Origin of the sequence: Paenibacillus sp. 7523-1 (assembly GCF_002276415.1) — a bacterium.
GTDB classification, from domain to species: domain Bacteria; phylum Bacillota; class Bacilli; order Paenibacillales; family Paenibacillaceae; genus Paenibacillus; species Paenibacillus illinoisensis_A.
Genome location: NZ_NPBR01000009.1, coordinates 161,163 through 174,939, shown reverse-complemented (window position 1 = coordinate 174,939; position 13,777 = coordinate 161,163). Strand labels below are relative to the sequence as shown.

Annotated in this window: 13 protein-coding genes; 11 read left to right on the top strand and 2 right to left on the bottom strand. The window is 48.8% G+C overall.

The window, feature by feature from the left end; translation table 11 throughout:
* The first annotated feature begins 5 nt into the window (after positions 1 to 5).
* From CHH60_RS11755 to spoVM, 6 genes are all read left to right on the top strand, one after another.
* The gene (locus CHH60_RS11755; RefSeq protein WP_095359348.1) at positions 6 to 782 is read left to right on the top strand and encodes a Stp1/IreP family PP2C-type Ser/Thr phosphatase; all 777 of its coding nucleotides are present in this window, start codon (positions 6 to 8) and stop codon (positions 780 to 782) included.
* Entirely contained in the window at positions 779 to 2,995 is a 2,217-nt protein-coding gene (gene pknB / locus CHH60_RS11750; protein ID WP_095359347.1) for a Stk1 family PASTA domain-containing Ser/Thr kinase, read from the top strand. Before CHH60_RS11755 ends, pknB begins: the two co-directional genes overlap by 4 nt.
* Positions 2,996 to 3,057: 62 nt before the next feature.
* Complete coding sequence (gene rsgA, locus CHH60_RS11745; protein WP_095290277.1) at positions 3,058 to 3,975, top strand: ribosome small subunit-dependent GTPase A; 918 nt, start codon at positions 3,058 to 3,060, stop codon at positions 3,973 to 3,975.
* A gap of 2 nt (positions 3,976 to 3,977) precedes the next feature.
* Positions 3,978 to 4,637 carry a ribulose-phosphate 3-epimerase gene (gene rpe / locus CHH60_RS11740; protein WP_095290279.1) on the top strand — a complete coding sequence of 220 codons (660 nt, stop codon included), beginning with the start codon at positions 3,978 to 3,980 and terminating at the stop codon, positions 4,635 to 4,637.
* Positions 4,638 to 4,640: 3 nt separating this feature from the next.
* Positions 4,641 to 4,892 carry a hypothetical protein gene (locus CHH60_RS11735; RefSeq protein WP_095359346.1) on the top strand — a complete coding sequence of 84 codons (252 nt, stop codon included), beginning with the start codon at positions 4,641 to 4,643 and terminating at the stop codon, positions 4,890 to 4,892.
* A 168-nt stretch (positions 4,893 to 5,060) separates the two neighbouring features.
* Positions 5,061 to 5,141, top strand: coding sequence for a stage V sporulation protein SpoVM (gene spoVM / locus CHH60_RS11730; RefSeq protein ID WP_019424875.1), 81 nt, complete (start codon positions 5,061 to 5,063; stop codon positions 5,139 to 5,141).
* A gap of 197 nt (positions 5,142 to 5,338) precedes the next feature.
* Here spoVM and rpmB read toward each other — a convergent pair whose 3' ends face one another.
* Both rpmB and CHH60_RS29555 read right to left on the bottom strand, forming a co-directional pair.
* Entirely contained in the window at positions 5,339 to 5,527 is a 189-nt protein-coding gene (rpmB, locus tag CHH60_RS11725; RefSeq protein ID WP_024631107.1) for a 50S ribosomal protein L28, read from the bottom strand.
* 239 nt (positions 5,528 to 5,766) lie between these two features.
* On the bottom strand, positions 5,767 to 5,991 hold the full coding sequence (locus CHH60_RS29555; protein WP_141236705.1) for a hypothetical protein: 225 nt from the start codon (positions 5,989 to 5,991) through the stop codon (positions 5,767 to 5,769).
* Positions 5,992 to 6,164: 173 nt separating this feature from the next.
* Here CHH60_RS29555 and CHH60_RS11720 point away from each other — a divergent pair, with 173 nt between their 5' ends.
* The 5 genes from CHH60_RS11720 (at position 6,165) to CHH60_RS11700 (ending at position 13,775) form a co-directional block, all read left to right on the top strand.
* Positions 6,165 to 7,973: a DAK2 domain-containing protein gene (locus CHH60_RS11720; protein ID WP_095359345.1), complete on the top strand. Its 1,809-nt coding sequence runs from the start codon at positions 6,165 to 6,167 to the stop codon at positions 7,971 to 7,973.
* A gap of 30 nt (positions 7,974 to 8,003) precedes the next feature.
* Positions 8,004 to 8,867, top strand: a complete 864-nt coding sequence (locus CHH60_RS11715; RefSeq protein ID WP_095359344.1) for a DegV family protein — start codon at positions 8,004 to 8,006, stop codon at positions 8,865 to 8,867.
* Between the two features lie 10 nt (positions 8,868 to 8,877).
* The gene (gene recG, locus CHH60_RS11710) at positions 8,878 to 10,923 is read left to right on the top strand and encodes an ATP-dependent DNA helicase RecG (protein WP_095359343.1); all 2,046 of its coding nucleotides are present in this window, start codon (positions 8,878 to 8,880) and stop codon (positions 10,921 to 10,923) included.
* A gap of 112 nt (positions 10,924 to 11,035) precedes the next feature.
* The gene (locus CHH60_RS11705) at positions 11,036 to 11,323 is read left to right on the top strand and encodes a stage VI sporulation protein F (RefSeq protein ID WP_095359342.1); all 288 of its coding nucleotides are present in this window, start codon (positions 11,036 to 11,038) and stop codon (positions 11,321 to 11,323) included.
* Positions 11,324 to 12,107: 784 nt separating this feature from the next.
* Positions 12,108 to 13,775, top strand: a complete 1,668-nt coding sequence (locus CHH60_RS11700; RefSeq protein WP_176476037.1) for a sensor histidine kinase — start codon at positions 12,108 to 12,110, stop codon at positions 13,773 to 13,775.
* Positions 13,776 to 13,777: the final 2 nt, after the last annotated feature.

Sequence of the window (13,777 nt, the reverse complement as noted above, 5' to 3'; positions counted from 1 at the left end):
ACGTTTTGATCAAAACAGTTCATGTGAGCCATATCGGACGCGTGCGTTCGGTTAATGAAGATTCAGCCTGGATCCGCAATCTGGAGACAGGGTATATACTGGGTATTGTCGCTGATGGCATGGGCGGGCATCTCGCTGGAGATACCGCCAGCCGTCTGGCAGTCGAGACATTGGTGCATGACCTGGGAACATTGGAACCGGGGCTGTCGCATGCATCCTTGTCTGCTGCCCTCAGCGATGCTATTTTGCATGCCAACGAAGTGATATATCGGACCGCATCCGGAGACGACAAATACCACAACATGGGTACAACCGTGGTTGCTGCCTTGTTGAATGATGCAGAAGGGGTTATCGGTCATATCGGGGACAGCCGAGCTTACAAAATTGCAAACAAACAAGTGATCCAGTTAACGGAAGACCATACCCTGGTGAATGAATTGTTTAAAAATGGTCAGATCAGCAAGGAAGACGTATCTCATCATCCGCGTCGCAACGTGCTGACCCGTGCTCTTGGAACGGATGCAGAAGTCAAAGTGGATCTGGATCCCATCAAGCTGGAAATAGGTGAAGTTCTGCTGTTGTGCAGTGATGGACTTAGCAATCTGGTCAGTAATGAACAGCTCGTTCAAGTGGCAGGGAATCAGGATCTGCCGCTGGAAGAGCGTGCGGATCGTCTGCTTCAGCTGGCTCTGCTGGCTGGCGGAGATGATAATATCACGGTTGCGCTATTTGAAGCGCAGCAGGAAGGTTCCGTGGTGACGGAAACGGGGTGTGAGTCATGATAGGGCACCAGCTAGGCGGACGCTATGAAGTCATTGAGCGTGTTGGCGGTGGCGGCATGGCACTTGTGTACAAGGCCCAGGATCTGCTTCTGAACCGGAATGTGGCGATCAAGGTGCTGAGACAGCAATTTGTACATGATGAGGAATTCATCCGACGTTTCCGTCGAGAAGCGCAGTCAGCTGCATCCTTATCTCACCCCAACGTCGTCAGCATCTATGATGTTGGCCAGGAAGATGACGTTCATTATATTGTCATGGAATATGTAGAAGGCAAAAATCTGAATGAGATTATTAAAGAGCGGGCTCCGCTGCAGGTGGATGAGGCTGTTCGAATTGCTTCCCAAATTGCAGACGCCCTGGATCATGCACATCATAATCAGATTATTCATCGGGATATCAAACCGCATAATATATTGATTGGCCGAAATGGCCGTGTGAAGGTTACCGATTTCGGGATTGCACGAGCGGTTACTTCCACGACGATTACACAGACTGGTTCCGTAGTCGGATCGGTGCATTATTTCTCACCAGAGCATGCCAAAGGTATTGTTACTGGCGAGAAGTCGGATTTATATTCTCTCGGTATCGTACTCTATCAAATGCTGACTGGGCAGCTTCCGTTCCTCGGCGAGAGTCCGATCAGTGTTGCCTTGAAGCATCTGCAGGAAGAATTTGATGAACCTCGCAAATTCAACCCGCTGATTCCGCAAAGTGTGGAAAATGTGATTTTGAAATCGATGCGAAAAAATCCGCAGGAGCGATATCAGTCGGCCAAGGAAATGCAGAACGATCTGGAAACCTGTTTGATGCCAGAGCGACGCAATGAAAACAAGATCGATTTCCCGGATGAGGATGATGTGGATCAGACCCGTGTCATGCCTGCCATCAAACCGGAACCACGTGGAATTACTTCTACAGGCGCGGCTCCGGTCATGGAATCGGACGAGGAGAACCATAAAGGCAAGCCCAAGACGAAAAACTGGAAAAAACCAACACTATTGATCTCATTGACTGTCTTAATTCTAATCGCCATGGTGGGTGTTGTGTGGTACGTCAAAGGCATGCTCGTTGTGCCTGAAGTGAAAGTGCCAAATGTTGTTAACCAGACTGAAGAGAAGGCGCGCCAGATGCTACAGGATGAAGGTCTGGTTGTGAGCGATGATGTCATCCGGCAGTATAAGGAAGGTGTCGATCCCGGTATCGTATTCGAACAAAGCCGAAACGAAGGTGATGTGGTCAAGGAAGGTTCGGAAATTCAACTTAGTGTTGGAGCTGAAAAGGAACTGACCAAAATGATCAGCGTCGAAGGTGATTCCTACGAGGATGCGGTCAAGGATCTGACGAATCTGGGAATCAGTGAGGATCGGATCAAACGTAAAGATGAATATTCTAATGACGTTGCATCAGGCCTGGTTATTTCCCAGACCCCTGGGGCCGATCAAGAATTTGATCCGGAACAGACCGAAATTGTCTTAACCGTCAGCAGAGGCGCTGAAACAGTGAAGATGCCAGATTTGAAAAATCGCACACGCAACGAAGCAGAACAGATGATCAAGTCTGCCGGACTGGTTCTGGCTCAGGTTCAGGAAGAGTCGAGCTATACGGTTGATCGGGGTAAAGTGACCCAGCAATGGCCTGTGGAAGCCGGAGCCGATGTAAAACCTGGTGACAAAATTACCATTTTCGTCAGCACTGGATATCCGCCTGAGGCATTGGAGTATTCCTTCAATATCAATGTTTCACCAAAAGAAGAGGGCAAAAACAGCAAGATTCGAATTACATTCGAAGATGCCCGCGGCAAGAATCAGGAATGGGGTACCCGAACCATTAAACAGTCGCATCAGGCCCTAACCATTCCGCTTGTTCTGGCTCCGAATGAGAATGGTGCTGTATCTGTATATCGGGATGGTCAATTCCTGGATACGTACGTGGTTACCTACGCTGAAGCCAAAAATGGTACCGTAGTCGTGCCATCCATTGAGCCAGAGATCAGTAATCAGCCCCCACCAGCGAATGAGCCTGAAGAAGGCGGCGGCGGTGACGAAGGCAGCGTGGACGGCAACCAGGAAGGTGAACCTGATTCGACTCCTGCTGACGGTGAAGAAGATAATGAAAGTGAAGATACGTCTGCCATGAATGATAGTAAAGGTAAAGATAAAGGTCATGGAAAAGATAAGAAGAATGAAGTCGTAAACGCAACAAGCCGTCCGTAAGGACGGCTTATTGCTGACGTTAGGTTGGAATGCACCGCAAATCAAAGGAGGGCGACGGAGCTATGCCTGAAGGTATCATCGTAAAAGCGCTAAGCGGTTACTATTATGTCATGCCACTGTTAGAAAACGGGGTGCCTTCGGTTGAAGGCTCCGCCGTTCAATGCCGAGCGAGAGGCATATTCAAAAAGAGAGGCGTATCTCCGCTTGTCGGTGATCGCGTCAGCTATATGCTGACAGAGAATGGCGAAGGAACAGTAGATGAGATTCGGGAACGGGAGACGGAGTTAATTCGTCCTCCTGTTGCGAATGTCAGTCTGGCTGTTCTTCTGTTCTCCGTTAAGGAACCGGACATGAACCTCAATCTACTGGACAAATTTCTCGTACATATTGAGCAGGCAGGATTGGATGCTCTAATTGTATTAACGAAGCAGGACCTCGTAGATCCAGAGAAGGATACCAGGGACACTGTGGCTGAGGTTAAGGCTCTCTATGAACAGATTGGGTATGAAGTCATCTCGACCAGCTCGCGAACAGGAGAGGGCAATGAACTGCTCAAAGAACGCCTCGCAGGAAAGATTAGTGTGTTCTCGGGTCAGTCCGGTGTAGGTAAGTCTTCCATGCTTAATGCCCTGATGCCAGGGCTGACACTCGAAACGAGTGAAATCAGTATGCGTCTTGGCCGCGGCAGACATACGACTAGGCACGTTGAATTGATCCCGCTGGATAACGGCGGATTTGTAGCAGATACACCCGGATTCAGCCAACTGGACTTTCTCGAGATTGGTGTGGAGGAATTATCCACCTGTTTCCGTGAATTTGCCCAGTATGCGGATCAGTGCAAATTCCGCGGCTGTACCCATACACATGAGCCCCAGTGCCGAGTACTTGCAGCCAAGGAGGAGGGTCTAATCTCCGACAGCCGTTACAAGCATTATGAGCAGTTCCTTACAGAAATGAAAGACAAGAAGCGGAGGTACTAATTATGATTAAAATTGCTCCATCCATCTTATCTGCAGATTTTGCACGTCTTGGTGCTGAGGTAGCTGAGGCGCAAGCTGCTGGAGGCGACTGGATTCACGTTGATGTCATGGACGGTCATTTCGTTCCGAATATTACGCTGGGTCCTGCCATTGTGAAAGCTATTGCGCCACATACCAACCTGCCACTGGATGTACATCTGATGATTGAGAATCCGGAACGGTATGTTGAAGAATTTGCCAAAGCAGGAGCGGCTGTTATTACCGTTCATGCCGAGGCATGTGTGCATTTGCACCGTGTGATTCATCTGATTAAGGAACAGGGAGTTAAGGCGGGAGTTGCTCTGAATCCAGGGACACCTGCCAGTGCCATTCAGGAAGTGCTTGATGACGTGGACATGGTTCTGGTCATGACCGTGAATCCTGGGTTTGGCGGACAAGCGTTCATCTCGGGAACCATGAACAAAATCAGACAAATTCGCAGCTGGCTGAATGAAAAAGGACGCCATGACGTACACATCGAAGTGGACGGTGGAATTGCAGCCGATACAGCACCACTCGTTGTAGAAGCAGGCGCGGATGTACTCGTCGCAGGTAGTGCGGTATTCGGACGTGAGGACCGTGCAGCCGCTATTGCCGAAATCCGTAGCAGCTACGGAGGCTGATCTATGGGCCTTAAGGAGACGCTGTGGACAATGGCTGCGAGCCTTGTAACGGGACTGGTGCTCGCTTTATTTGCAGTCATTCAATCCCCATACAATGCGCTTACTTCACTGATTGGCGTGGGCGTTGTCATTATGTATTTTCGAAAGTTTGATCGCACACGATCGCGTGTTACCTTCGTCATATTCAGCATACTGTATTACTTGCTGAGTGTATTCATGATCGCTGTCTATCAATTTGTTCCTGCCCAAACGTAAATGAGCTGTTCTTCGGGCTCGTCATGTTGGAATAGGGACAGGTGGTTCCGCATAAATATGGTTACATGAGCAGGTTTCTCATGTAGCCTTTTTTGTCGTGTTTAAGGTGAAGAAGGCCCTGAAGCATAGGATACGGCGGATGCATGAGCATGATGGGGAGGGTGAAGTATGAAATTTTACACATTCAAACTGCCGAAGTTTTTGGGAGGGTTTGTAAAGGCGATCCTTAATACGTTTCAAAAGAACTGATAAGATCGAGAGCAGGCTCAAAAGGCGAATACCGCCGCTATGGCTTCAGGACGATTGGGGAATCCGACCTGAGAAGTGCCATGCGGCGGGCATTCACATGCTTGTGCAGGTATTTATGTACTTTTTTGAATACCAAAAAAGCACCTGCAAGGAACAAGGTGCTTTTTGCTTATCCGATTTATAGTAGCTTTGCGTGATTATACGCGAGTCACTTTACCGGCTTTCAGTGCACGGGTGCTTACGTATACACGTTTTGGTTTACCGTTCACGAGAATGCGGACCTTCTGAACGTTTACGCCCCAAGAACGACGGTTACGGTTGTTAGCGTGGGATACGTGGTTACCGGTGCCCGGTTTCTTACCTGTCACATAACATTTGCGAGACATAGATTACACCTCCTATCCTAAAATAACCAGTTGCCTTCGGAGAGACGAAAGTCATTCCTTAAAGGCTAAATTGTTCTTCCTGACCATAGTGGTCAGGCTCCAGTAGCTAATGGCGTTGTTCAAGCCGGCATGGCCGGATCATTTCCATTACTTAACCTGCATAAAACAATACTTGAATATAATATCATACCCAAAAAAGCTTCGTCAACTGATCCAAAAACTTTATTTATTTCTCCTGCCTAATATAGTACAATGTTGAATAGTCCATAATACAGCGGTGAACAGGCTGTTGCCGCGAGAAAGCCGGAGATTTGACCGTCCCAAGAGGTCGGTGGTCTGCAATTTGGCAACGCTGTGCGCTGTGACATTTCCATCACTGGCACCAGTCTCCATGCGGCATTCATGCCGGCTCTCGATACCGGTGCATATCCGTATGCCCCGAACTCGGGCTTCAGCGGTTGCAAGATATCGGTGGCTCGGCCGCCCAGACCGTAGATCCGGATGACATGTTGAATTGTATGCCTTTGCCGGACAAGGTGTGGACGAAGAATGACGCAGAAGCGTCAACGCATGAACAGACCAGTTAACATCTTGGTGCAAGATGTTCGTGTATCAAGCTAGGAAGGGGAATTCTCACTTGAGTATACGTTCTTTAAATGGAACAGATTTTACCGCAATGGTACTTGCCGGCGCGGAACAACTTGGACAGCATGCAGAGCACGTCAATTCCCTGAATGTTTTCCCTGTGCCGGATGGCGACACGGGAACGAACATGAATTTGACAATGAGTGCGGGAGTTGCAGAGATTAAACGCAAGAGTTCTGCCTCCATCGGAGAAGCTGCCGGTATTTTATCGAAAGGCCTGCTTATGGGTGCACGGGGGAATTCTGGCGTTATTTTATCGCAGTTGTTCCGTGGGTTCAGTCGTTCAGCTGCTCCTTATGAGGAACTGAATACGCTCCAATTTGCAGCAGCCCTCCAAAATGGCGTAGACGCAGCGTACAAAGCTGTCGTGAAGCCTGTTGAAGGAACCATTCTTACCGTGGCTAAGGAAGCAGCGAAACATGCCAGCTACTATGCAAGACGGACGAATGATATTACCGAATTAATGAATGAAGTATTGTTAAAAGCAAAAGAGGCACTGGCAACGACTCCGGAATTGCTGCCTGTACTAAAACAGGTTGGCGTCGTGGATTCGGGTGGACAGGGGCTTGTATATATTTACGAAGGTTTTATGGAAGTTCTGCTGCAGACCGACGGTGTTAGCCGTGCATCCCTGCAAAAAGAAGTACAACCATCTGTGGCATCGTCCGCATTGAAACCGGCTGTACCGGCAGAAGAGGTACCTGCGAAGCCTGCACAGCAGGTCATTGCTCCAGAGATGCCGTTGTCTGCACAGGCTAGACTGGAAACGGAAGATATCGAATTCCTGTATGATATGGAATTTTTCATTAACCGCCAGCTCGGAGATAATGCAGGCGTGGCATTCGATGATGAGGCATTCCGGAAAGCGTTGTCAGTTAATGGAGATTCCATCATCATTATTGCTGACGACGAAGTGATCAAAGTGCATGTGCACTCCAAGACACCTGGAGATGTACTGAATCTGGCACTTCGTTACGGCGAAATTACTCAGATTCACATTTTGAACATGCGTGAACAGCACCGGGATCTGCTAACGGCGGGCATGGACATTGCGCCTTCTCCTGAATTGTTTGCAGAGATTCCGCCTGAAACGACGCGCAGTCATGAAGAGGCAGTACCTCCGGCAGACGAGATGGCTCCGTATGGTTTTATCGCTGTATCTTCAGGCGAGGGTATTGCGGAAATCTTCCAAAGCCTCGGAGTGGATGTCGTTCTGTCCGGCGGACAGACGATGAACCCGAGTACTGAGGACTTTGTGAATGCAGTTCGCTCGATCGCTGCGGAACAGGTATTTATTTTGCCGAACAATTCCAATATTGTTCTTGCTGCCGAACAGGCACGAGAACTGCTTGAAGACGAACGCCGGATCACGGTGATCCCGAGCAAAACCATTCCGCAAGGAATGGCAGCTGCGTTTGCCTTCCAAGAGGATGAGTCTGCTGATACCAACCGTGATCAGATGCTGGAAGCCATTGGCCGAGTGCAGTCGGGTCAGGTTACTCATGCTGTAAGAGATACTCAGTACGATGAGCTGGATATCAAGGCAGGCCATTACATTGGTATCCATAATTCCAAAATCGTTGCGACAGATGAAAGCATGCTGCGTGCGTGTGAAGGGTTGCTGCAGCAGATGATGGAGAGTGGAGATGAAGTGGTTACCATCCTCGAAGGGGAAGAAGCTGACTCTGAGGTTACTGCTGCACTTGCAGCATGGCTGGAGTCGCAATATCCTGATGCTGAGGTGGAGGTGCATTCCGGAGGACAGCCCGTTTATTATTATTTGTTCTCTGTGGAGTCCTGATAGTACACTCACGCAAGGAGGAGATCTCGCTTGAGCCATAAGATTGCGATTGTAACAGACAGTACCGCAGATATACCGGAAGAGCTTGTCCGTAAATACGGAATTCATGTGGTTCCACTGCGCGTTCTGTTTGGTGAAGAAAGTTATGCAGACGGCGTTGATCTGACTTCGGAACAGTTTTATGCCAAATTGGAGAAGGCTTCGGCGTTACCTACAACGTCACAGCCTTCGCCAACCGAATTCATGAACATCTACCAGACTCTGCTGGATGAAGACCCGGAACGTCCGATTGTCTCGATTCACCTGTCATCAGGCATGAGTGGAACCTATCAATCGGCACTACTGGGCAAATCTCTGCTGGAGCGCGAGGGCGACATTACGGTGCTGGACTCCAAGTCGGCATCTTATGGATATGGTCTGATGGTTGTTCAGGCAGCTGAACTCGCGAGTCAAGGCAAGTCGGCAGTCGAGATTGCTGCAGCTGTGGAAGCCATGCAGAAGAGCCGCAAGCTGTTTTTCCTTGTGGATACACTGGAGTATCTGCAAAAAGGCGGGCGAATCGGAAAGGCTGCGGCTTTTCTGGGCACCTTGCTGAATATTAAGCCCATCTTGTCCATTGATGAGGAAGGTGTCATATACGCTGTTGAAAAAGTCAGAGGACACAAAAAAGCAATGGCACGCATTATTGAGCTGTTTCAGCAGGACCTTGCGGGTAAGCGTGTGAACGTGGCCGTGGGCCATACCGCAGACCCCGGATCAGCGATTGCTTGTGCAGAGCAGCTGCGTGGGCATTTTACACTGAATGAAGTGGTGTACACCAATATTGGAGCCGTTATTGGCAGCCATGTTGGGCCTGGCGTTATTGCCATCTTTATGTGGCCTGTTCCGGAATGAGGGATTAGACATGAAATTGGAAGAAATATCGGTTAAGCAAATTAACGGCGTGAGTGCTCTCAAAGAGGGAGAGCTTCACGCCTTTGGCATCTCTAGTGTTAAAGACCTGCTTGAGTACTATCCGTTCCGTTATGAGGATTATCGTCTGCGCTCTCTTAGTGAAGTGAAAGACGGGGACAAGATTACGGTCCAGGGTAAGATCATGGGTATTCCGGTGTTGCAGCGCTATGGTAAAAAGTCCCGTCTCACCTGCAAGGTGATGACAGAAGAGTGGATGATTACGGCAACCTGGTTTAATCGTCATTTTCTAAAAGACCAGCTTACGCCGAACCGCGAAATTGTGCTTACCGGGAAGTGGGAACAAAAGCGCATGCAGATGACCGTCTCGGATTCGGAGTTTCCGGATAAGGGAGATGGCCGTTCAGGTACGCTGCAGCCGGTCTACTCGGTAACGGGCAAGCTGACGCAATCCTGGATGCGCAAGACAATTAATCAGGGGTTGATCCAATTTGGAGACATGATTCCCGAGATTTTACCTCCATCTCTTATGAAGAAATACGGACTGATGCCTCGTAAACAGGCTATCGCGGGGATTCATCGTCCGCAGGATAATCGGGAAGGCCAACAGGCCAGACAGCGCATGGTCTATGAAGAATTATTTTTGTTCCAGCTGAAGATGCAGGCCTATCGCGCATTGAACAGAAATCGAATGGATGGGGTTGTGCATACAACGGATAATGCTACCATTCGCGAGTTTGTGCGCAGTCTGCCGTTTGAACTGACAGATGCTCAGAAGAAGGTGGAACTGGAAATCCTTCATGATATGCGTTCACCTTATTCCATGAATCGCTTGCTGCAAGGCGATGTGGGTTCGGGTAAAACGGTGATTGCAGCCATAGCGCTGTATACCTCGGTTCGTTCCGGTTTCCAGGGAGCTCTAATGGTTCCTACCGAGATTCTGGCCGAGCAGCATATGCGATCATTACAAAAGCTGTTTGAACCTTTTGGCGTAACGGTGGGCCTTCTAACCGGCAGCGTGAATGGACGGAAACGCAAGGATCTGATCGCTTCGCTGCAAATGGGGATGATTGATATCGTGGTAGGTACCCATGCATTGATTCAGGAAGATGTATTCTTCCGTGATCTTGGTCTCGTCGTTACGGACGAGCAGCACCGCTTCGGGGTGAACCAGCGCAGCATTTTGCGGCGAAAAGGATATAATCCCGATGTGTTAACCATGACGGCGACTCCGATTCCGCGGACGCTGGCGATTACGGCATTTGGGGATATTGAAGTATCCACGATCTCGGAACGGCCGAAGGGACGAATTCCGATCTCCACCTATTGGGTTAAACATGACATGATGGAGCGTGTGCTCGGTTTCATTTCCCGCGAAGTGGATCAGGGCCGTCAGGCTTATCTTATATGCCCTTTAATTGAGGAATCCGAGAAGCTGGATGTTCAAAATGCGATTGATCTGCATGTGCAGATGCAGCAGAACTTTCCGAATTATCGTGTGGGCCTGCTGCATGGACGGATGACCGCTGGGGAGAAAGAAGAGGTGATGCGTGCGTTCTACAGCAACGATATTCAGCTCCTCGTCTCCACCACCGTGGTGGAAGTCGGCGTCGATGTACCGAATGCTACGTTAATGATTATCATGGATGCGGACCGTTTTGGCCTGTCCCAGCTGCATCAGCTTCGCGGCCGTGTGGGCCGGGGTGCCCACGCGTCCTATTGCGTGCTCATCGCCGATCCCAAAACAGAGGTTGGGCAGGAGCGCATGAAGGTCATGACCGAAACGGAGGATGGCTTTGAAGTTTCTCGCCGTGATCTCGATCTGCGGGGACCGGGGGATTTCTTCGGGACCAAACAGAGTGGATTACCGGAATTTCGCCTGGCGGATATGGTTGCAGACTTTGCCGTATTGGAGCAAGCGAGGGATGATGTGTCCAGTTTGATCAGCGATCCGAATTTCTGGACATCTGTGGACTATACGGCTTTGCGAGAGTATTTACAGCAGCAGCAGGTATTCCAGGGTGATCTGATCGATTGATTGTGGCCTGGATGCATTGCTTTCCTGCAATTCGTGCGAAAAAAGTCAAGTAAACAAGCCCTCCCGTCATATGAATAGAAAGTGAGTTCATTTTTGGGAGGTGCTGTACGTTTTGGGTTATCAACAATATGGAATTAGTCCGCAGCTGGTGGAGCGGATCAAATTAAAGATGAAGAATCCTGCTGTCAAAGATCGCATTAAAAAGCTGATTGACGGAATTACGAAGTCCGACCTTCAGGATCGGGCAAAGGTTAGAAGATTGGTCAAGTCATCTGCTGTCATCTTGAATGAAAATTTCTCCTCAGCTCAGGAGGAGCAGTTCGTTGCCTTCGTCATCGCTCAGAAGATTGATCCTAACAATACGTTTCATTTGATTAAGCTGTGGGGGATGTTTCGGTGAGGTCGCTGTAGGTTGAGGATAATAAAATGCATGCAGGACAGCACACGTGGCCGCTACGATTGCAGTACCATCTTCCGATCGCTGTTATTCCCGGATTTTTTTGAACGCCCTTTTTGAATGGGGAAATCCGGGAATAAAGGCGAGCGCTTTGCTTCTCCAGATTGGTACTGCACTCTCCGCTACTGTGTTATCCAATATTTATTTTATAAAAACTCAACCTACATCGAGGGTGTAGGTTGGTTAAAGGGCGGGGTAGCCCATAAGTCAGGAAATTGACTTATGGGCTGCCTTTTTTGATGGTAGGCATCAGACCAATCGTCCGTGATGCATCTTAAGGACATCTTTCAACGAAAAGCTAAAATAGTTGTAACGAACTGAGCGTACGTTATCCGGGTAAATTCTTCGGGTTCGGTGTCGTAATGAATCGTAGAGTTGTTATTTCGTCTTTCGCGGATGTTAATAGCAGTTTTTTACTTCTATAGCGTCGTATAGGTTCGTTAAAGTTTTCATTCCACACTAATTCTCGTAATAAGGTGTAACGGATTCCTTAAAGTCTGTCTGAATGGAACAAATGATTCTCCATTGCATCCTTTTACTTCTCATTTCCACCTGATGACTTTGCTTTCTCCTTGGCAGAGCGGTAAACTGGTGCATACGAGCAAAAAGGGATAAAGGCAAAAAGAGCATTCATAGGATCATGCAAAATGGAACAAAAACTGGAGATGCAATATTAAGGCATAAGGCATAACGCTGGATTTTGATGGATTTGGAGGAAGCGGTCTTCATGGAAATGTTTACGATGCTGCTGGGTTTATTTGAGCGGGCGGCGCTGCTAATTATCTTTTTATTCTTTTTATCGAGGGTACCTCGTTTTAGACAGATTTTGCAGAAGGGAAAACTAAGGCCGCAGGAATATGTGGCGGTGACACTGTTATTCTGTGCTTTTGCGATCTTTGGCACCTATACCGGGATCAATGTGGAAGGTTCACTGGTGAATGTGCGGATTATTGCCGTTTTGTCGGGTGGCATTTTGTTTGGAGCGCCTGTAGGGATTATTACGGGGATAGTCTCGGGAGTGCACCGGTATTTGATTGATATGGATGGGATTACGGCCATTCCGTGTCTCATTACGAGTATCATTGCCGGTCTGGTGTCGGGTTACATTCGCAAATACACACCCAAGTCGAAGCGGTGGATGGTTGGTATTGCGGCCGGGATGATCTGTGAAGCACTTACGATGCTGCTGATTCTGCTATATTCCTACCCGGACCCGCTCGGTGCGGACATTGTATCCAAGATTGCATTGCCCATGATTCTGGGTGAAGTCAATATTGGACTGATCGTACTGCTGGTGCAGAGTGTGGAAGGGGAAAAGGAAATGATCGCAGCACGCCAGGCCAAACTGGCCTTGGAAATTGCGAACAAAACGCTGCCCTACTTCCGCTCCATCGATGAGGATTCCTTGCGGACCATCTGTCGCATTATTCAGGAGGATATTCAGGCTGATGCTGTTGCCATTACGAATACTCGCAATGTTCTCGCCTATGTCGGGTTCGGGGAAGAACGATATCACATCGGCAATGAGATCATTAGCGAGATGACGAAGCAGACGATCTCGAGCGGAGAGATTACGATCAGTAATGATGTGACCGATGAGAAAACACCGGATATCCATTCCCTGCTGATTATTCCGCTCAAGGAGAGGAGCGAGGTCACGGGAGCGCTGAAGATTTATTACCGTAAAGCCTACAAAATTACGTATCCACTGCAAACGATGGCCGTGGGACTATCCCAGATTATTTCCACTCAGATGGAAGTATCCCGGGTCGAAGAGATTAAGGCAGCCGCCAACAAAGCGGAACTGCGGGCATTGCAGACAACCATTCATCCTCATTTTCTCTTTAATGCGCTGAACGCGATTGCTTCTTCGATTCGAACGAAGCCTGACCGGGCACGGGAGCTGATTGTGAATCTGTCGGGATATATGCGCTACAATCTGGAGCTGTCGGATGAGCTAATCGATATCCATAAGGAGCTGGAGCAGGTCCGCAATTATGTGGAGATTGAGAAAGCCCGTTATGGCAGCAGGCTTAACGTGATCTATGAGATTGATGAAGTGGCGGTGCATATTCCAAGTCTGGTCATTCAGCCACTTGTTGAAAATGCCATCATGCATGGTGTCCTCAAGGTCAAGGGTCCTGGTACAGTGCGGATTCGGGTACAGGATTACCCTGATTTTGTACGAATAGGAGTCAGTGACACCGGTGCTGGTATCAACCCCGATATCATTGAGAAGGTCTATCATGACCGGATGCCGGGGAATCAGATTGGTCTATATAATGTTCATCGGCGGGTGAAGCTCATTTATGGACAAGGTGTAACTATTACGCGGCTGGAGCAAGGAACGGATATTATTTTTGATGTACCCAAAGGAGATGTCGTGACAAGGTGATT